16 protein-coding genes and 3 pseudogenes are annotated in these 18,131 nt (G+C 56.2%); 14 read left to right on the plus strand and 5 right to left on the minus strand.

The annotated features are described in order from the left end of the window. Window positions 1–83: 83 nt before the first annotated feature. Together JNB88_RS18905 and JNB88_RS18910 are read left to right on the plus strand one after the other, a co-directional pair. Window positions 84–1,280, plus strand: a complete 1,197-nt coding sequence (locus JNB88_RS18905) for an aminotransferase class V-fold PLP-dependent enzyme (protein ID WP_220356779.1) — start codon at window positions 84–86, stop codon at window positions 1,278–1,280. 37 nt (window positions 1,281–1,317) lie between these two features. Then, window positions 1,318–3,150, plus strand: coding sequence for an ABC transporter ATP-binding protein (locus JNB88_RS18910; protein WP_220356780.1), 1,833 nt, complete (start codon window positions 1,318–1,320; stop codon window positions 3,148–3,150). Window positions 3,151–3,391: 241 nt separating this feature from the next. Here JNB88_RS18910 and JNB88_RS18915 read toward each other — a convergent pair whose 3' ends face one another. Further along, on the minus strand, window positions 3,392–3,652 hold the full coding sequence (locus tag JNB88_RS18915) for a helix-turn-helix domain-containing protein (RefSeq protein ID WP_081930981.1): 261 nt from the start codon (window positions 3,650–3,652) through the stop codon (window positions 3,392–3,394). Window positions 3,653–4,079: 427 nt separating this feature from the next. Continuing rightward, window positions 4,080–5,198, minus strand: coding sequence for an IS110 family RNA-guided transposase (locus JNB88_RS18920; protein ID WP_220356781.1), 1,119 nt, complete (start codon window positions 5,196–5,198; stop codon window positions 4,080–4,082). 72 nt (window positions 5,199–5,270) lie between these two features. On the opposite strand from JNB88_RS18920, the gene JNB88_RS18925 reads away from it, so the two are divergent. Further along, window positions 5,271–6,200, plus strand: coding sequence for a LysR family transcriptional regulator (locus JNB88_RS18925; protein ID WP_338111013.1), 930 nt, complete (start codon window positions 5,271–5,273; stop codon window positions 6,198–6,200). A 92-nt stretch (window positions 6,201–6,292) separates the two neighbouring features. Here JNB88_RS18925 and JNB88_RS18930 read toward each other — a convergent pair whose 3' ends face one another. Both JNB88_RS18930 and JNB88_RS18935 read right to left on the minus strand, forming a co-directional pair. Beyond that, complete coding sequence (locus JNB88_RS18930; protein WP_220356782.1) at window positions 6,293–6,712, minus strand: Rrf2 family transcriptional regulator; 420 nt, start codon at window positions 6,710–6,712, stop codon at window positions 6,293–6,295. Window positions 6,713–6,750: 38 nt separating this feature from the next. After that, a pseudogene (locus JNB88_RS18935) lies at window positions 6,751–6,888 on the minus strand (Fic/DOC family N-terminal domain-containing protein); the annotation flags it as partial. 890 nt (window positions 6,889–7,778) lie between these two features. Here JNB88_RS18935 and JNB88_RS18940 point away from each other — a divergent pair. The 11 genes and pseudogenes from JNB88_RS18940 (at window position 7,779) to JNB88_RS18990 (ending at window position 17,754) form a co-directional block, all read left to right on the plus strand. Beyond that, window positions 7,779–8,240, plus strand: a complete 462-nt coding sequence (locus JNB88_RS18940; protein WP_220356783.1) for a mobile mystery protein A — start codon at window positions 7,779–7,781, stop codon at window positions 8,238–8,240. Further along, window positions 8,237–8,834, plus strand: a pseudogene (locus tag JNB88_RS18945) (mobile mystery protein B). The gene JNB88_RS18940 and the pseudogene JNB88_RS18945 overlap by 4 nt, the downstream one beginning before the upstream one ends. 82 nt (window positions 8,835–8,916) lie before the next feature. After that, a pseudogene (locus JNB88_RS18950) lies at window positions 8,917–10,027 on the plus strand (aconitase family protein); the annotation flags it as partial. Between the two features lie 286 nt (window positions 10,028–10,313). Continuing rightward, window positions 10,314–10,523, plus strand: a complete 210-nt coding sequence (locus JNB88_RS18955; RefSeq protein ID WP_220356784.1) for a cold-shock protein — start codon at window positions 10,314–10,316, stop codon at window positions 10,521–10,523. 364 nt (window positions 10,524–10,887) lie between these two features. Next, window positions 10,888–11,169, plus strand: a complete 282-nt coding sequence (locus JNB88_RS18960; RefSeq protein WP_220356785.1) for a hypothetical protein — start codon at window positions 10,888–10,890, stop codon at window positions 11,167–11,169. A 241-nt stretch (window positions 11,170–11,410) separates the two neighbouring features. Beyond that, window positions 11,411–12,313 (plus strand): formylglycine-generating enzyme family protein, encoded by a 903-nt coding sequence (locus tag JNB88_RS18965; RefSeq protein WP_338111014.1) that lies wholly within the window; start codon window positions 11,411–11,413, stop codon window positions 12,311–12,313. 105 nt (window positions 12,314–12,418) lie between these two features. Then, on the plus strand, window positions 12,419–13,663 hold the full coding sequence (locus JNB88_RS18970) for an ABC transporter substrate-binding protein (protein ID WP_220356787.1): 1,245 nt from the start codon (window positions 12,419–12,421) through the stop codon (window positions 13,661–13,663). A gap of 19 nt (window positions 13,664–13,682) precedes the next feature. Further along, the gene (locus JNB88_RS18975; RefSeq protein ID WP_220356788.1) at window positions 13,683–14,576 is read left to right on the plus strand and encodes a carbohydrate ABC transporter permease; all 894 of its coding nucleotides are present in this window, start codon (window positions 13,683–13,685) and stop codon (window positions 14,574–14,576) included. Beyond that, entirely contained in the window at window positions 14,576–15,412 is an 837-nt protein-coding gene (locus JNB88_RS18980; RefSeq protein ID WP_220356789.1) for a carbohydrate ABC transporter permease, read from the plus strand. The genes JNB88_RS18975 and JNB88_RS18980 overlap by 1 nt, the downstream gene beginning before the upstream one ends. 14 nt (window positions 15,413–15,426) lie before the next feature. Further along, window positions 15,427–16,713 (plus strand): sulfatase family protein, encoded by a 1,287-nt coding sequence (locus JNB88_RS18985; RefSeq protein ID WP_220356790.1) that lies wholly within the window; start codon window positions 15,427–15,429, stop codon window positions 16,711–16,713. A 12-nt stretch (window positions 16,714–16,725) separates the two neighbouring features. After that, on the plus strand, window positions 16,726–17,754 hold the full coding sequence (locus tag JNB88_RS18990; RefSeq protein WP_220356791.1) for a LacI family DNA-binding transcriptional regulator: 1,029 nt from the start codon (window positions 16,726–16,728) through the stop codon (window positions 17,752–17,754). A gap of 144 nt (window positions 17,755–17,898) precedes the next feature. On the opposite strand, the gene JNB88_RS18995 is transcribed toward JNB88_RS18990, so the two are convergent. Then, window positions 17,899–18,131: hypothetical protein (locus JNB88_RS18995; protein ID WP_220356792.1), on the minus strand; the 233-nt coding region annotated here is incomplete at its 5' end.

The raw sequence follows: 18,131 nt of genomic DNA on the forward strand, positions 1-18,131 counted from the left end.
GTCTGATAACGAGAAGCTATTACATTATTATGGCATAACTGTCGATGGCAATTCGCAACATGCCGCCACTTTGGAGAAATAGAATGTCCGATGATATCCGCACCAAAATCGGCCTGCGCCCAGTCATCAACGTGTCCGGTACGATGACGAGCCTCGGCGCATCGATTGTCGTCCCGCAAGCCGTTCGGGCGATGGAAGCGATCCTGCCGCAATTCGTCGAAATCAACGACCTGCAGCGCAAGGCGAGCAGCGTTATCGCACGGCTCACCGGTGGCGAAGCAGGCTTCGTCACCGCATCATGTTCTGCCGGAATCAGCCTCGCAGTCGCCGGCGCAATTACGGGCGACAATCTTCTCGCCATCGAGAAATTGCCTGATGTGACATCGGAGAAGAACGAAGTCCTCGTGCAGATGGGCCATGTCGTCAGTTACGGCGCTCCGGTCGATCAGGCCATCCGGCTTGCCGGCGGAAAGGTCGTATTGGTTGGCCAGGCAACCTCGACGCACCGGTTCCATATGGAGAACGCCATAACCGACAAGACCGCGGCGGCGGTCTATGTGGTGTCCCACCATGTTGTCGATTATGGCTTGCTGCATCTGACCGAATTTATCGAGATCGCACACGCCAAGGGCGTTCCTGTTATCGTCGATGCCGCCTCCGAATACGATCTTAAGCTGTTTCTCGCGCAAGGAGCCGACATCGCGCTCTATTCCGGGCACAAGTTTCTCGGCGGGCCGACCTCAGGCATCGTCGCCGGCAAGAAGGAACTGGTGCGCAGCGCCTTCCTACAAAACATGGGGATCGGCCGTGGCATGAAGGTCGGCAAGGAAAGCATCTACGGCGTCATGGCTGCCTTGGAAGCATGGGAAACGCGGGATCATGCCGGAATTCGGGAACGCGAGACCGGTTACTTGAACCTGTGGAAGGACGAGCTCAGCGATCGGCCAGGCGTTACAGCGCTAATCGAGCCAGACCCAACCAACAATCCGCTCGATCGCCTGCGGGTCGTTATATCGGCTGCGGAAGCACATATCACCGCCTGGGATCTTGCTGCCGCTCTGTCTCGCGGCGACCAACCTGTCATCGTGCGCGACCATGAGGTCGAGCACCATCATTTCTATCTGGATCCCTGCAATCTGCATCCAGGCCAGGAAACGATCGTTGCTGCTCGCCTTGCCGAAGAACTGGATAAGGCACGCGCATCGAACGAGATCATCGCAACACCCTTTGAAAACCGCAGTAAGCATCGCTTTGACGGCATGCTGCGCTGGCCGGACTGAACACCTACAGGCAAACGATAGATAGAAGGGAACAAATATGAGCGCCATAGAGACAAGCATTGGCCGATCGGTCGATCCCGTTTTGTCCGTCCAGAACCTCACTACCTCGTTTCTGGTAGATGGTGACTGGAAACCTGTGGTGCGGGATGTTTCCTTCTCAGTTGCTCCGGGAGAAACCGTTGCGATCGTGGGGGAGAGCGGTTCGGGGAAAAGCGTTACGTCGCTGTCGATCATGCGGCTTCTGCAGGCGGATTCGAGCCGCATCGACGGCAAGATCCTACTGGGGGGGCGCGATCTGCTATCGCTTCCCGAAGCCGACATGCGCAAAGTCCGCGGAAACGATGTGTCGATGATCTTTCAAGAGCCGATGACGAGTCTCAACCCGCTCTTCACCATCGGCGACCAGATTTCGGAGGCATTGCTATGCCACAGGGCGATTTCGAAGGCTGAGGCCAAAATTGAGACGATCCGCTTGCTGGAAAAGGTTCGCATCCCTTCGGCCGTCTCTCGCTTCGACGAATATCCACATCGCTTTTCCGGCGGCATGCGCCAGCGTGTGATGATCGCAATGGCTCTGGCTTCCAGACCAAAGCTGTTGATTGCAGACGAACCGACGACGGCACTCGACGTGACGATTCAGGGGCAGATTCTCGATCTCATCAAGATGCTGCAGGATGAACAGGGGACATCGGTCCTCTTCATCACCCATGACATGGGCGTCGTCGCTGAAATCGCCGACCGCACCATCGTCATGTATCGCGGGGAGCAAGTGGAGACTGGTCCAACTGCCGACATTTTCCATCGCGGCAAGCACCCGTACACTCGTGCCCTGTTGTCTGCGGTCCCCGTACTCGGATCGATGCAGGCCTACGAGCGGCCCTTGCGCTTCCCGGTGGTCAACACGGCAACCGGTGAAGCCGACAAGCAAGTCGAAACGCCGGATACGGTATCCAAGGACAAGCCGATACTAGAGGTAAAGGACCTTACCAAACGCTTCGACATTCACTCTGGACTGTTTGGAAGATTGAGTGGTCGGGTGCATGCCGTCGAGAACGTCTCCTTCGACCTTTTCGCTGGCGAGACGCTGTCGCTCGTTGGCGAATCCGGGTGTGGCAAATCAACGACCGGGCGTGCCATCATGCGGCTGATCGAGCCGGACTCGGGATCGGTGCTCGTCAATGGACGCGACATCCTCGCGCTCGACAAGCGTGCGATGCGCGACATGCGCAAGTCCGTGCAGATGATTTTTCAAGACCCGTTTGCCTCGCTCAATCCACGCATGACCGTCGGTCAGGCGATTGCGGAGCCATACCTCGAACACAAGATGGGCACGAAGAACGAAGCGAGGGATGTCGTTTCCGACATGCTGTTGAAGGTCGGATTGACGCCCGATATGGCAGGCCGCTACCCGCATGAGTTCTCCGGCGGTCAACGGCAACGGGTTTGCATCGCCCGGGCTCTGGCACTGAAACCCAAGGTGATCGTCGCTGACGAGAGCGTCTCGGCACTCGACGTATCAATCAAGGCACAGGTCATCAACCTGATGCTCGACCTACAGCAGAACCTTGATCTCGCCTTCCTGTTCATCTCGCACGATATGGCTGTTGTCGAGCGCGTCAGCCATCGCGTAGCGGTGATGTACCTCGGTGAGGTCGTCGAAATCGGCCCGCGCGCGTCAGTCTTCGGCAATCCCCAACACGAATACACCAAGAAGCTGATGGCTGCAGTTCCGGTACCCGATCCCGACCGTCGCCGCCAGAAGCGGATGGCTCTCGTCGAGGAGTTGAAGAGCCCGATCCGACCTGTGGAGTATGAAGCTGGACGACGGGAATACAGGACCGTTGCGCCAGGGCATCTTGTGATAGCGTGAGCAACAATGGCACGTTGTTCGTGATTGATGGATAGGGCTCAGATGCCCAAGGAAGCCACTAAGGCGTGACCTCTCCTAGCCGACCTCGGATCCAAACCGTTTTCGTCCCAAGCGATGCGCGGGGCATCTTCCTGATTGGCTTATTGCTTCAAGCAGTACGCGGATGTTAGCGGTCAAGCCTGCAAGCGCGTGCTGCCCTCAGGTCTTATCAAGAACGTTGCTCTTTTGAATCACCTGTCGCTTAGCCAGCTGGTCGGCCCCGGCGCAAGTTCTCCGGCGGTTGCTCACCGTCAGCTGGTTCGAGCAAAAGTTCATAAATCTTACAGCGCAAAACCGAAGCGATCTTTCCCAAGGAATCGACGCCGAGGTTTACCTGCTTTCGCTCAAGCTGAGAGATTGAGACGCGCTCCAATCCCGCTTCGAGCGCAAGGCGTTCTTGTGAGAGGCCTTGCCGAACCCGAAGTTTCTTTACATTCCAAGCGAGTAGATCACGAGGCGTCATTCAGCCACCTGATCATTTTGTCGCGAATTAAATAACTGGCTATTCTATACGAATAACGCTACTCTTTCTCGTGCTTTTCGACTTGCGGAGGGATTAGCCGATGGAACTCTTATGTTCATTTGCAAGAGCAGCTCTCACGAGCTCTCCATCCGGGCCAGTGCTGGTCGGTTGTAAGATCCTGAGCGAATGCGCAAGGTAGGAGACAGGGCGTTGAGACGACGGTTTGCAAACTCTTATACGCGGGTTGGATACCGCATTTCCGTGTGTACGCCTGGGGCTGCTTCTATCTACGCTCGGGCATCGACCATGTCGGCCACCAGTTCCATTCGAAGATTCCCCGACCGGAGCCCTGTCTCCTACCTTAGGCATTCGCAGATGATTGACCTCGTCTTCTCCTGCTAACCTCGTGCCAAATTTGCGTGCGAAGTTACGCCTGAACAGCTGGCAGCACCTCTTGGCCGATGGCCCACAGGAAGGCCCCCATTTCCCTTGCGATCGCGGTGATTGTGACGGCCTTGTGCTTTCCAGCGGCAATCATTGCGCGGTAACGGGCGCAAAGCCGAACCTGTCCTTTCCATGCAATTTCTCGAACCGCTCTCGGCAAGCCTGTTAATTGCCTTTGCTTGGTCCGGCTTACCCGCGCCGGGAATCGGTAAGTCCAAGCGCCTTCGATAAGAACGCGGCGCGCACGGCCGTTTCCCGCCTTGGTGATTCCGCCACGTTTGACGTGCTCGCCCGTCGAACTCTCTGAGGGAACGAGTCCGAGAAATGACATCAGCTGGCGGGGACTTTCGAAGCGGCGGATGTCGCCGATTTCGACGACGAAGACAATGGCTGCCATGACCGACACACCGCGCAACGCTTGGTATGCGTGAACGACAGGCTCCATCGTCCAGGATCTGACAGTCTCTGTAATCAAATCCGTTAACCGCCGCAGGCGCACTTCGGCATCCTCGATTGCCTGGCAGTATTCCTTGAGCACGATGAAGTGGGCTGGATGCTCGAACTTTAGTGTCGACATCCAGCGCATATGGGCCTGCGACCAAACTGTGCGCCCCGGATAAATGCGCCCATGACGGAGCAGGAACGATTGTAGCTGTTGACGTGCCCGCTTTTGCGCCTCTTGTGCTGCGTCTCGAGCGCGGACCAGATCGCGCATTGCCTCATGCCCGCGGTCAGGCACCCAGACCGCTGTCAACTCACCCGCACGATGCAGCCTTGCCAAGCTGACCGCATCGCGCCGGTTGGTCTTTACGCGATCTCCGGGACGCTTAGGAATTAGTGCCGGCGCCACGACAACACAGTCATGACCCATCTCGGTGAGCTGACGGTAAAGCTCGTAACCTGTAGGCCCTGCCTCGTAACAAAAGTGGAGTTTAGCTCTTCGTTTGGCCAGCTTTTTTACAATGGATGACACCGAGGCCGGATCCGAGGGTATGTCCCCGAAAAATCTTACTTCGCCACCACGCTCACCGTCCGCGACGGCTACAGAAATCTTCAGTTTTGAAACGTCCAGACCGACGAAAAGTCTGTTATCCTGATCCATAGCTCATCCTCCCTAAGCTTGGGGCTCGGCTTCGGCCATTCCGAAGCAACCCCCGACTAGCTTACGGTGAGGGTGAGCCGCCTTCACCTGAGAACATACGGTCTGCGCCAACTTTCCTATTTCAAAGCGGTGGCCGAGGAACTGCATTTCGGCAGGGCGGCAGCAAAGATGCGGATTGCCCAGCCGGCGCTGAGCAATCATGTCATGTCGCTGGAACGGGAGCTTGGCTGTGCCCTGTTCATCCGCTCTACCAGGCGGGTCGAACTGACCAGGGCAGGGGAAACCTTCTATGATCGCTGTGTCCGCATCCTCAGCGAGGTCGAGCTCGGCACCGAGCTGACGAGGGCGGCCGGCGGTAGCCGCATCCGCCAGATCAGGATCGGCACCGTCTATCCCGCCACCATCGGCATGCTGCCGACCTTCCTGTCGAAGATCGCCCGAAAGTTCCCCGATGTCCGCATCCATATCTCGTCGGGCAACACCGGCAACATCATCCGCAACCTGGAGAGTGGCCAGATCAATCTCGGCTTCATTCGCCCGGTCGAAAACATCGGCTCGCTGCGCTTCTTCTCGATTGCTCATGAGTGCTACTATCTGGCCGTTGGCCATTCCAATCCGCTGGCAAAGCGCGATGACATTTCGATCGATGATCTGCGCGACCAGAAGATCATCGCCTTCAACCGGCAGAACCTGTCGTTCACGGAGCGCTACTTCAATGAGAAGTTCGAGGAATATGACCTGACCAAGAACATCGCCTATTCCTGTGATGACACCTGGTCATTGGTATCACTGGTGTCGGCCGGTCTTGGCATTGGCTTTGCTCCGGAATGGACACTTGAGCTTCCGAACCGGGCGTTCGAGCTGAAGAAGGTGAGGGGGATCGACTTCCGGATCGGGCTTGGCGTCGCCTGGAACAAGGAAGATCCAACTGCATCGCGTGATGACATTGTTGATATCGCACGGTCACTGGCAAGGCCGGGAAAAGTCTGCGGTCGTGCTTAAAGTTATGCCCGTGCCCGCTATCCCCCGAGGCTGGGCTGGCAATAAAGAAAACGGTGCGATTGCCTCCTTCGCGCTGCCTGCGCTCGGTCGGTCTACGCAGGAGTGAGAATTGCCCTCAGCTCCGTGCGGCGGTGCACTAGGTCTTCGACAGTGTATCTGTCGAACACACTAACGAAGGCGGAAGTCGCTCCGGCGAGGATTGGTGGGAGTCCGCAAGCTCGGGCCACCAAGCAGGTCGAACATTCTAGCAGCTCGTCCAGCCCTTCTGTTCGACGAAGCACCGCACCGAGGTTGATGTGCTCCGCCGGGCGAGCAAGCCTAATTCCACCATTCCGATCTCGAAGGGCTTGAATAAATCCAGCCGCTGCAAGGTCCTGGACCACTTTCATGAGGTGGTTCTCAGAGATTTTGAAAGCCTTGGCAGCCTCTCGAATGGAGCCCAGGCCCTCTGTCCGTGAACCAAGGTATATCAATACCCTGATCGCGTAGTCCGTATAACGTGTCAGCCTCATGATACCTGCGTCAAAACGCCCAAAAACAAAAGATGCATAAGACGGTCGGTCGTGGTGACGATATTTTCGATCTCGGAGCTCGCTTGGGCTTCGAGCAGCGGGATTGAGTTGATGAGGACGGACTGATTGGGGATGAGTTGTGCCGAAACGCGGAGTTCCGCGAGCGAGGCGCGCGCCGCAAATCTGGGTTTGGTCGACATGACGCATGGAATATGTCGATTGCATCGACATATCGATAATCCATGTCGATTAAATTGGGTTTAATCGACATATTGTTGTCCTGCAACTTGTTTTCCAAACAAAGGAGATAACGATAAATGATCCTTTGTGACCGGTACTGTCGCAAACGGAATGGCAATCTCTGTCGGGCATCAAGCGCTCTGATTTTCAGGGGAGCTTGTGATGTTCCGCGGCCGCCATTTCTACAGATCAGTGATCCTGCTGTGCGTTCGTTGGTATCTGGCCTAGCGGATCTGGTCGAGCGCGTCTTTGCCAAACGTCGAAAGTCTGCGCCCGACCTCGTCTACGATGTCATTACATCCTTGGTAAAGTAGCTCGGTTCCTTGAGGGGTGAGATCCGTATCCTTGAGGTTGTAAATCAAGCAGGGGCATCGGATCAGCTTGGTTAGCCGCAGATTTGCGACCCAACCCTAGCGTCGGCGTCATTACCGCCACCGCGCTCGCAGCTATGATAAGTGGTCCGTGGGCGCGGAGTTCATCAGGGTCCTACGGTAATCAGCCGACCATCAAAGCCCGAGCATACAGAAGCAGCCAAACCGAGATTTGTGATCGTGAAAAGGCTTGGCGAAGGGATGTCAACTTTCGCGCGGAAGCCGAAGACGGGGATTCTGACTGCATCAACTTTCGGCACGACGACAGGCTTGTAACATTCCGTATGAGTTCGACGACAAACTCATACTATAGGCTGATCCCTTTCTCTTTCGAACAGGCTGTAGCCTGATATTTAATTCAAATAATCAGGTTGAAATATGATTCATATTCTTGAATATCAAACTGTGACCTGATATCTTCTTCTGAAGATCAGCTTGCAGTCTGAGAAAGCTTTATGAAAAGCGATAGTCGAAAAAGGGGGCGCCTCCGGCTGGACGAACGGCTTGGGGCGCTACAACCGATCGATCGGTTCAAGACGCCGCCGAAGGGTTGGGTGCGCGCACTGCGCGACGCGCTCGGGATGACAGGTGCGCAGCTCGGCACGCGCATCGGGGTGCGCCCGCAAACTGTCGAAGCCATTGAGAAGTCCGAAGCCGCCGGCACAATTCAGTTGAATACCTTGCGTCGCGCTGCAGAGGCACTGGATTGCACGCTCGTCTATGCACTCGTTCCCAACAGTTCGCTCGAGGCGGCCGTCGAAGCGCGCGCGCGAAAGATCGCAACCCGAGAGCTTCAGCGCGTCGCGCATACCATGCGGCTCGAAGCCCAGGGCACGGACGATGCAGCCTTTGAATCCCGCGTCCAGGCGTACATTCGCGACAGGCTCTCCGACCGCGACCTCTGGCACGACCCATGACGGACCTGTTCCAAGAGCCTGCAGACGCGACACCCCTTGAACCGAACGAGCGGGAGGGGCTTCTTCAGACGTGGATCACGCACCGCCGGGATCTCAACGAGGCGGAGCAGGAAAACATCGTCAAAGGCGCAGCCTGGGCGCGCGGTCGCCGGCGCGTACCGCTTGAGCGAATGCTCACCGAGGACTTCATGCGAACGCTGCACAGGCGGATGTTCGGAGAAGTCTGGGGATGGGCGGGCACCTTCCGACTGACGGAGCGCAACATCGGCGTCCGAGCCTGCCTCATCGGAATAGAACTCGCGAGCCTATTGAGCGACGTTGCCTATTGGATCGAACACCAGACGTTTCCTGCGGATGAGATTGCGATCAGGTTTCACCATCGCCTCGTCGCGGTCCACCCATTTCCGAACGGCAACGGCCGCCACGCTCGCTTGGCGGCCGATCTTTTGATCGAGCGACTTGGCGGCGAACGTTTCAGTTGGGGGGGGCGGAACACTGGCTGACGTCGGCGAACTTCGCACCCGTTACGTCACAACCCTGCGCGCAGCAGACGTCCACGATATAGCGCCCCTGTTGGTATTCGCTCGCACCTAGAGAGGGCAGGCTGCACCCACACACTGGGCGGCTAGCAACCGCCGGCCAGTCATACCGAGCACGACGTTTACTCGATCGCACCGAAGCGACGATGCCGATCCCGCCGTCGGTCAAGGTCACGTTCAAGGGCACGATGCAGTCTCATATGGACTTCCGCGACGTGGTGCATGCCACCCAGGCGCAGATGCTCAAGCAGCACGGCGACAACGTCTTCCAGGGCCGTATCATCGAAGTCCACATAGACACGCTGCTTGCCGACCAGGCCTTCACCTTCACCGACTGGACGGCCGAGATGAAGACCAAGGCCTCCATCTGCATCTCCGAGGACGAAACGCCGATCGAGAGCCTGGAGATTGCCAAGTCGCGTATCCAGATCATGATCGACAAAAGGGCATGGAAAATGCCGCTCAGACGTTGAAGGGCCTGATCGCAAGGGTCGACGAGCGCATCGCGGAAATCCGTTCCGGCGCGAAGCCGGCGCTGACCCCGACGCCAATGCGAAATACTTCGCCGAAGTCGTCGTCGATCTCGACGTCATCGACGAGTTGATGATCGCCGATCCCGACGTCAACAATGCCGATGTGTCCAGGCGTTATACCCACGACACGATCCGTTCGGTTTCTTATTACGACGGCACCAAAAAGGTAGACCTCGGCTTCGTGGGCTCGTGCATGGTGCACAAGGGCGACATGAAAATCGTCGCAAAGATGCTGAAGAACATCGAAAAGGCCGAGGGCAAAGTCGAATCCAAGGCGCCGCTGGTCGTTGCCGCTCCCACCTACAACATCATTGACGAACTAAAGGCCGAAGGCGACTGGGAAATCCTGCAGAAGTATTCGGACTTCGAATTCGATGACTTGAAGCCGAAGACTACAAACCGGACCGAATACGAGAACATCCTCTATCTCGAACAACCCGGCTGCAACTTGTGCATGGGCAACCAGGAGAAGGCGGAGAAGGGCGATACCGTTCTGGCGACGTCGACCCGTCTCTTCCAGGGTCGCGTGGTCGAAGACTCCACCGAGAAAAAGGGCGAATCTCTGCTCGCTTCCACCCCGGTCGTGGTGCTTTCGGTGATCCTTGGGCGCACCCCTAGCATTGAGGAGTACCGCTCTGCAGTTGGTGGAATAGATCTTACAAAGTTTGCTCCGCCGAAAGCCAATCAGATCGATTCCATGTCCGTACATTACTAGGGTTCTGACCTAGGGTCTTATTGCATGTGAAGACCGCGCCATAAATGGCGCGGTAATCCCGGCGGCCATCTGCGGGCATACATTAGTGTGCGCTGATGGACCTGTTCTAAGGGGAGCCCACTACCTTGTTGGTGTGCTCGGGCGCATAACACGAGACCCTCATCGCGAAACTGCCAGGCCCTCATCGATCCGTCCGCCTTCGACTAGCTCACTGATGCATTTTCTCTCTTGCGAAGTGAAGGCGTCGGTTACATGTTGGAGCGTCCCATGGCTAAAGAGGTAAGCTATGCCAAAAGGTACTGTTAAATTTTTCAATGCCGACAAAGGATTTGGCTTCATTAGCCCGGATGGCGGCGGTAACGATGTGTTTGTCCACATCTCGGCCCTTCAGGCTTCTGGCATTCAATCGCTTCGTGACGGCCAGAAGGTATCGTTCGACACCGAGCCTGATAAGCGTGGCAAGGGCCCCAAAGCTATTAACCTTGAAGTGCTCTAGTCCTCGGACGCAGTCCAAGGGTCCGCCATCCGTTCACTTGATTTCATCAATGATTGCGGAACTGATGTTAGTATGCATTGCCGACCCTATGGTCGGCGAGCGGGTAGGGGCTTGCCGCCGCTGACCCGTGCCCGCGGAGAATAAGCGGTTCTCAGGCTACCTGCCCCCTTGCTTCCTAGCAGGCTCTCGCTAGTTAACCCACTATGGTTCTTAAGACTTTAGTTCGTCTCAAATTATCCATGCAATAGGCGCGCGACCGCCATCACTTTGTCGCTCGAAAACCGTCTCTACCTGTCAGGTAACGCCACGCGAGTTTATTGCAAACCGGGGCTGGAACCCATCTTCGGCGCACGAGGAGACTTTCATGGACGAGATTTCAAAAAGCCTGACCGATATGACCATAGTTGAAAGATTGAGCCTGATCGACACTGTCGCCGACGCTCTGGAAGCCAGCGCTGACGCTGCCGAGCATGAGGGCGATCACCGTTTCGTCGCCAACTCACTGTTCGTGGCCAATACTATTCGGGGGTTGTCAGGGGAGCTCGGACCAGAGGATATAAAGGCAGCGGAAGTTCTCCTCGAGCAGGGCATTGTGCTCGTCCAGCAATTCTCCAACCGGAACAAGCGTATCGCAGCGCTTAACTAGACGTCGGTGAGATCGCTACTGTGAAGATCGCATCTAGTCGTAGTTTTCTCCGTTCTGGTGACCTGGTGCACGGTCCAACCATCAAAGTCAGCAACGTCAGATATTCACGATCATTAGCGTAGCACGCGGTTTCAATTCTATCGCTCTGTTGATATGGGATCGGCGATCGAGTTCGCTGATTTTTGCCGCGAGGATTGCCGCCATGGGAGGTTGTTGCTTCGACAAGCCGTCAGAAATCGAGGTGTCGAAAAAACTAGAGTTCTCAATCGTCCAATCCGAATCTCGCCTCGGATCGGGCGAGACGGTCAAAATCGAGGGTGGACGTGTCACTGTCGGGACTAATCGGCCATATCTAACGCTCGACGGCGAGGGGCCCGAAAGACTGGTGCGTGTCAATCCGTTCATGTTGGCCGTATCAGCAGTAACCAACGAGGAGTTCGCGGCATTCGTGGCGGAGACCGGCTACGTTACCGAGGCAGAGCGTCTCGGTTGGTCCTACGTGTTTTATCAGTTCCTGAACGGCGATTTCCCCACATCGGGTGTGGTGGGGGCGGAATGGTGGCGGCGCGTCGATGGCGCAAACTGGGCATCTCCATGTGGCCCCGGTTCCTCGATCGAAGGCATTCAAAAAATGCCGGTTGTTCATGTGTCGTGGCAAGACGCGGTCGACTATTGCCGCTGGGTTGGCGGGCGGCTTCCAAGCGAAGCGGAGTGGGAACATGCTGCCCGCGGCGGCCGTTCGCGGGCGCTTTATCCGTGGGGAAATGAGCATCCGAGCGATCAGTTCACTCCCTGCAATATATGGCAGGGTACCTTTCCCAACTACAACAGCGCAGCCGATGGCTACAGAGGGCTGGCACCATCTGTATCTTTTGAACCCAACGGCTACGGCCTCTACAACATGGCCGGAAACTGCTGGGAATGGACCTCGGACATATTTCGCGTTCGCTCACTACGCAAGGCATCGAAGTCGCTGAACTCATCGGCACGTCAGGAGGAGAAGAAGGTGCTAAAGGGCGGGTCCTATCTCTGCCATGCATCCTACTGTCATCGGTACAGGATCGCAGCGCGCATGGGCAGCACCGGCGATTCAACGACCGGTCACATAGGGTTTCGGGTTGCCTTCGATCCACCACTTGATTGACATTGGGACGACGCTAAGTTAATCCATTAACTTGCTGGCTTTCGGGGCGTTCTTGAGGAGGGGCGCGCCGACAGAAATGGCCAGCTTGCTCTATGGAGGAGACCGATGAAGTTTGCCAATCGCATGGTCGTCACCGCACTTGGGCTTGCATTCTGCGGGCCAATAGCAACCGCAAATGCCGAAACGCTGAAGATCTACTGGAACGCCGGCCACGCCTATCCGGCATATCAAGAAGTGATCAAGAAATTCGAGGCGGACCACCCCGGCTGGACCGTGGAGTGGGGGCGCTTCCAGTGGCCGGATCTGCGCACCAAGCTTGTCGCTGACCTCTCCGTTGGCAATGCTCCGGATCTCGTGGCGGAGCCGGGCGGGTGGGTGCCGGAATTTGCTCTGCAGGGCAAGATCAGGCCACTCAACGATTTCATCAGCCAGGACGGGAAGTCGATGGGCTACCCTGATGATTGGCAGGATTTCTCGGTTGCGAGGAATACGATCGACGGCCAGTATTATGGGGTACAGTTGCACCTGACATGTGCGACGCTGGTTTACAACGTCGATATGCTCAAGGCTGCCGGTTTTGATGCGCCACCCAAAAACTGGGAGGAATTCAGAAAGGCCGCGATCGCCGTCAGCAAAGCCGGACGGTTTGGGTTCGCACCAAACCAGGTAGCTGGCTACTATACGCCATGGATCTATCAAAATGGTGGAAAGTTCTATGATCCGGCCACCAAGAAGGTCGCCTTTGACAGTCCACAATCTGCCGAGGCGTTGCAATTCGTCGCCGACCTGATCCACAAAGACAAGGCTGCACCCCTGCCTGTGGCGGGCGCCGATTATGAGGGCCCGCAGAAACTCTTTACGGCCGGACGCGCGGCAATGATTTTGACAGGCCCATGGGACGTCAGCCCGATCAAGATGGGTAATCCCAATCTCAAGTGGGATGTCGCGCCTTCGCTGACCGAGAAAGCGCAGGCAACGATGTCGGGTGGTGTCAGCCTGTTTATTCCGAAGGATGCCAAGCATCCGGCCGAAGCCTGGGATCTTCTGAAGAGGTTCGTCGCACTTGATACCGAAATTGCCGCATCGGTCCCCAATGGCATGACCATGCCCCGCAAAAGCTGGGCAGCCGATCCGAAGGTGAAATCCGACCCGGTGCTCGGAAAATTCAGTCAATGCCTCTCATATGCGGTGGACTCCCAGGCTGACATCTCGTTGACCGGTAAGAATGCCACGGTTCAAGACCTCTTCAAGGCGGCTGTTCAAGACATTCTCTATAACGACAAACCGGCACAGGCCGTTCTCTCAGACTATGCCGCCAAGGCGAACGCAGAACTGCAGAAGAACAAGTAGAGAGCCGGAGATCGTCGGCATGCGTTTGCGTTTTTTTCAGAAGCATGGCGTTCGCCAGGCGGTGTTCGCCTATGCGGTCCTATCGCCTGCGATTGTCTATTTTCTTGTCTATTTCTTCTATCCGATCGCGGTCGAGCTCTGGGCAAGCTTCTTTCGGGGACAGCCGTTGATCGGAGAGGCCCAATTTGCCGGCTTCGACAACTACATTCAGGCGCTTACGGATGAACGCGTTCGCGACGCTTTCTTTCGCACAATGATATTCGCCATCTCCGGCACCATCTGCACCCTGGTGCCGGCCCTATGCCTGGCAGCCATCCTGAGTGGTCCGATCAAGGCGGCAACCGCCATCCGGGCGATCATCTTCTTTCCCTACATCATATCATTTGTCATCGTCGCATTGATGTGGAAGAGCATTCTTGATCCTTACACGGGCATGCTCAATGCAGCACTCGCCTACTTTGGATTGCCGATGCAGAACTGGCTGAGCACGCCAGCCACAGCCTTGCCCACAATCATCGGAGTGACAGTGTGGAAAGACATCGGCTACGCGATGCTGATCTACATTGCGGCGATCCAAACAATCCCGAGCGACCTCTACGAGGCAGCAGATGTCGATGGCGCAACGGCCAGGCAGAAGTTCTGGCGCATCACCGTGCCGCTTCTCACGCCCACGACATTGTTCCTCGCTGTCATCAGCATGATTGCGCATCTTCAGGACCTTTCCGCTCCGTACCTTTTGACAGGTGGTGGTCCGGCTGAGGCAACCAGGCTCTATGCGCTGCATGTGTACGAGACCGCGTTCGTGGAGCTCAACATAGGTTACGCCTCGGCGTTGTCGTTTCTTATGTTGATCGTCATTCTCATCGTGACCGCGCTACAGTTTCGCTTCCTCAACAGGGAGACATCTTACTGATGGCAAATATCGCAAGCCGCCGTCCCCTAGCAGTCTCCGCTGTCACCCATCTGATCCTCGGCATCTTCGTGCTCCTTGCCCTGTTTCCGTTCTTCTACATGGTGTCGCTGTCGCTGCAGAGCGACGCGGATCTCTTCAGTGGCGTACCGGTCATTATCCCGTCCGAATTCCAGTTCTCGAACTATGTGACGATCTGGGAAAAGGCGCCATTCGCAAGGTTTATCCTCAACAGCTTCATCATTGCCGGAGGGATCACGGCCCTCCATCTTCTGTTTGACCCATTGGTTGGCTACGTCTTTGCCAAACTTGAGTTTCCCGGCCGGCGTGTGATGTTTGCGGCTCTGCTGTCGACCCTGATGCTCCCATTCTTCATCAGGATGATCCCTCTTTATATCCTGACTGCCAAGCTTGGCTGGCTGAATACCTATCAGGGATTGATCATGCCGTTCGCGATGAGCGCCTATGGTATTTTCATGATGCGCCAATTCATCCGACCGATACCTGCCGACCTCCTGGATGCGGCAAGACTTGATGGCGCATCCGAGTGGCGTGTTTATAGGTCGGTCGTGTTGCCGCAGCTTGGACCGCCGATGGCTACACTCGGTCTGTTGACCTTCGTGTTTCAATTCAACGAATTTCTTTGGCCCTTGGTTGTCGTGAGCTCCGTGGAAATGCGGCCGATCACCACCGGACTGACACTGTTTAACTCCGAGTTTTTCACCCAGTGGAATCTGACCGCGACCGGCGGAGTTATTCTCTTCGTCCCGAGTCTGCTGCTCTTTGTGTTCATGCAGCGATACTTCGTTCAGTCAGTCATGATGTCCGGAATGAAATAGAAAGACCAAGCCCCATGAACAACGCGCCGAACGTCATTGTGTTTTTCACCGACCAGCAACGCTGGGACACTGTTGGATTGCACGGTCATCCTCTGAAGTTGACACCAAACTTCGATCGACTTGCTCAAGCAGGTATGTTCGTGCGGAATTCATTCACCTGCCAACCGGTATGTGGCCCCGCGCGTTCTGCACTGCAGACGGGCCTATACCCTACGACAACGGGCTGTTTCCGTAATGATATCCCGCTTCCAGCCGGCCAGAAGACGCTAGCTCACCAATTTGCGGGCGCCGGCTACGAGACCAGCTACATCGGAAAGTGGCATCTGGCCAATCAGGAGCCGGTCCCCGAAAATCAGCGAGGCGGCTACCAGCATTGGTTGGCATCGAATATTCTTGAGTTTACCTCCTATGCCTACGACACGACGATGTTTGACGAAACCGGCAAGCCCACCAAATTGCCGGGCTATCGCGTCGATGCTTTGGCGGATGCGGCCATTCGCTACGTATCGCGTCCAAAGGACAAGCCCTATTTTCTCTTCCTGTCGTTCATAGAGCCGCATCACCAGAACGAGTTCGACGACTATCCGGCGCCGGTCGGATACGAAGATCGCATCAGGAAGCAGATGACTTTGCCTCCTGACCTTGCGCAGCTGGGTGGTTCGTCACAGGAGCACTATCCTGGGTACCTCGGCATGATTCAACGCCTTGATGAGGCACTTGGGCGCCTCGTTGACGCCTTGATCAGCCTCAAGCAGTTAGACAATACTATCATTCTTTTTACGTCTGATCATGGGTGCCATTTCAAGACCCGCAACAACGAGTACAAGCGCTCCTGCCATGAGGCTTCGATCAGGGTTCCAACCTTCTTCCATGGGCCAGGCTTCATGAACCGCGGCCCATACGAGGGTCTTGTCAGTCTGATTGATCTTCCGCCAACGCTACTTGCAGCCGCAGGAGTGGAGGTTCCATCGGAGATGCAAGGACAGTCCGTTTTCAATCGAACAGCTTTGCCTGACGACAGTGTTCTTGTGCAAATCAGTGAGCACCATGTCGGCAGGGCACTCAGAACCAACCGTTGGAAATACGAAGTGGGTGCACCAGCCTTGAGTGGCTGGAACGATATGTCGAGCCCTGTTTATGTGGAAACGCATCTCTATGATCTCGACAACGATCCCTACGAACTGGACAATTTGTGCGGGAAAAAGGACTATGAAGAGGTGCGAGCTGGCCTTCGTCACCAATTGCTGCGCCGGCTCGTCGATGCAGGCGAACCACTTCCCACGATAACTGCGGCGCAATAGAATAGTGTAGATATGAGCGAGCGCGCAGGCCCTCTACGTAGTGATCGATCAGTAACGGTGTCTGATGTTGCGCGTCTTGCCAATGTCTCTACAGCTGCTGTCTCGTTCTTCTTCAGCGATCGCGCCGAGCACCTGAAGCGGGTCGGGGTGGATGCACGCGAGCGAATTCGTGCGGCTGTCGAGGAACTGGGCTATGTTCCAAACAAGACCGCGCGGCATTTACGCCGCCAGAAGAGCGAAAGGCTGTGCATTATCCTGCCCAAGCTCGGAATTCCCTATGCCGACAAGATGATCCAGGATCTCGGGCGTACGGCCGTCGAAAGTGGCCTGCTCCCGATCGTGTCGACAGCTTCAACCGCCGCAGAGTTGACGAAAGTTCTTGCGGAAGTCGAGGCGGGTCTTGCTGACGGGATTGTCGCTGATGTCGGGTATCTTACGGAGGAACAGGTTGATGCCATATTCTCCAGTGTCAGCCGCCACTGCCTCGTCATCCACCCAACTGCACGATCGATGACGTTCAGCGTCCTAAATAACGGACTGATGTCCGCGCTGGAGATCGCATTTGACGCTCTCATTGCAAAAGGGCATCGGTCTTTCGCCTACATCCAAAACGCAGAGGAGTCGGAAAATCCACGACTTCACGTCATGTATGAATGTCTGAAGCGCGCCGGTGCCGCTGGTTCCGTCATAACAATGGTTGGTGCAAATGCGCGGCCGGCGGCTGCCAGCTGCGCGCGAGATATCGCAGGTATGAAAGATCGGCCCACGGCGGTCGTGCTTGATTCCGACTTTACGGCAGTTACTGTTATCGAGGAGTTTGCGCGGCTTGGCGTCAACGTGCCGGGCGAGATCGCAGTCCTGGGCTGCGGTAACGCTGAAGAGGGCTTTTACTGTCAGCCTCGGCTCTCGACGATCGGTCCAGAGTGGTTGCCTCTCGAAGAGGCGGGGCGCTATCTGATCGAAGGGCTTGTTGCCGGCGAATTTCCCACGCCCAAACAGTTTCATACGCCCTGGAGTTACATTCCACGGCAGAGTTCGTAGAGATACAGCGTATGATTGTGCGAACTTTAGCTTCGCGGAAGGCCGGTGGGAAATCTCTACGCCAGTTCAATCAGTTATTCGAATTCTTTCGAGATTTCGATCTGCCGTCTTGACGGTTCGCCGGTCCCCAATCTATAAGCCCCCTCACTGAACGAGGGCGGCGGCGCTGCTGGCGACGAAGACCTTCGCTCTAGAGTTTCTTGCAGATTGGCTGAGATGCTGATTGGTTCCTGAGCTTTTTGGTTTGGGATCGAGGAATTTTGACCGGGGTATCTGGTCTGTTATTTGACAATTGAAGATGAGAAGAAAGAGAAACGTGGGCGGCGAAGCTTGCGGGACCGGAAGAGATTTCGGTTCTTTGAAAGAGACTTTGGCGG

The sequence above is a fragment of the Rhizobium cauense genome (assembly GCF_019511525.1).
GTDB lineage: Bacteria > Pseudomonadota > Alphaproteobacteria > Rhizobiales > Rhizobiaceae > Rhizobium > Rhizobium cauense.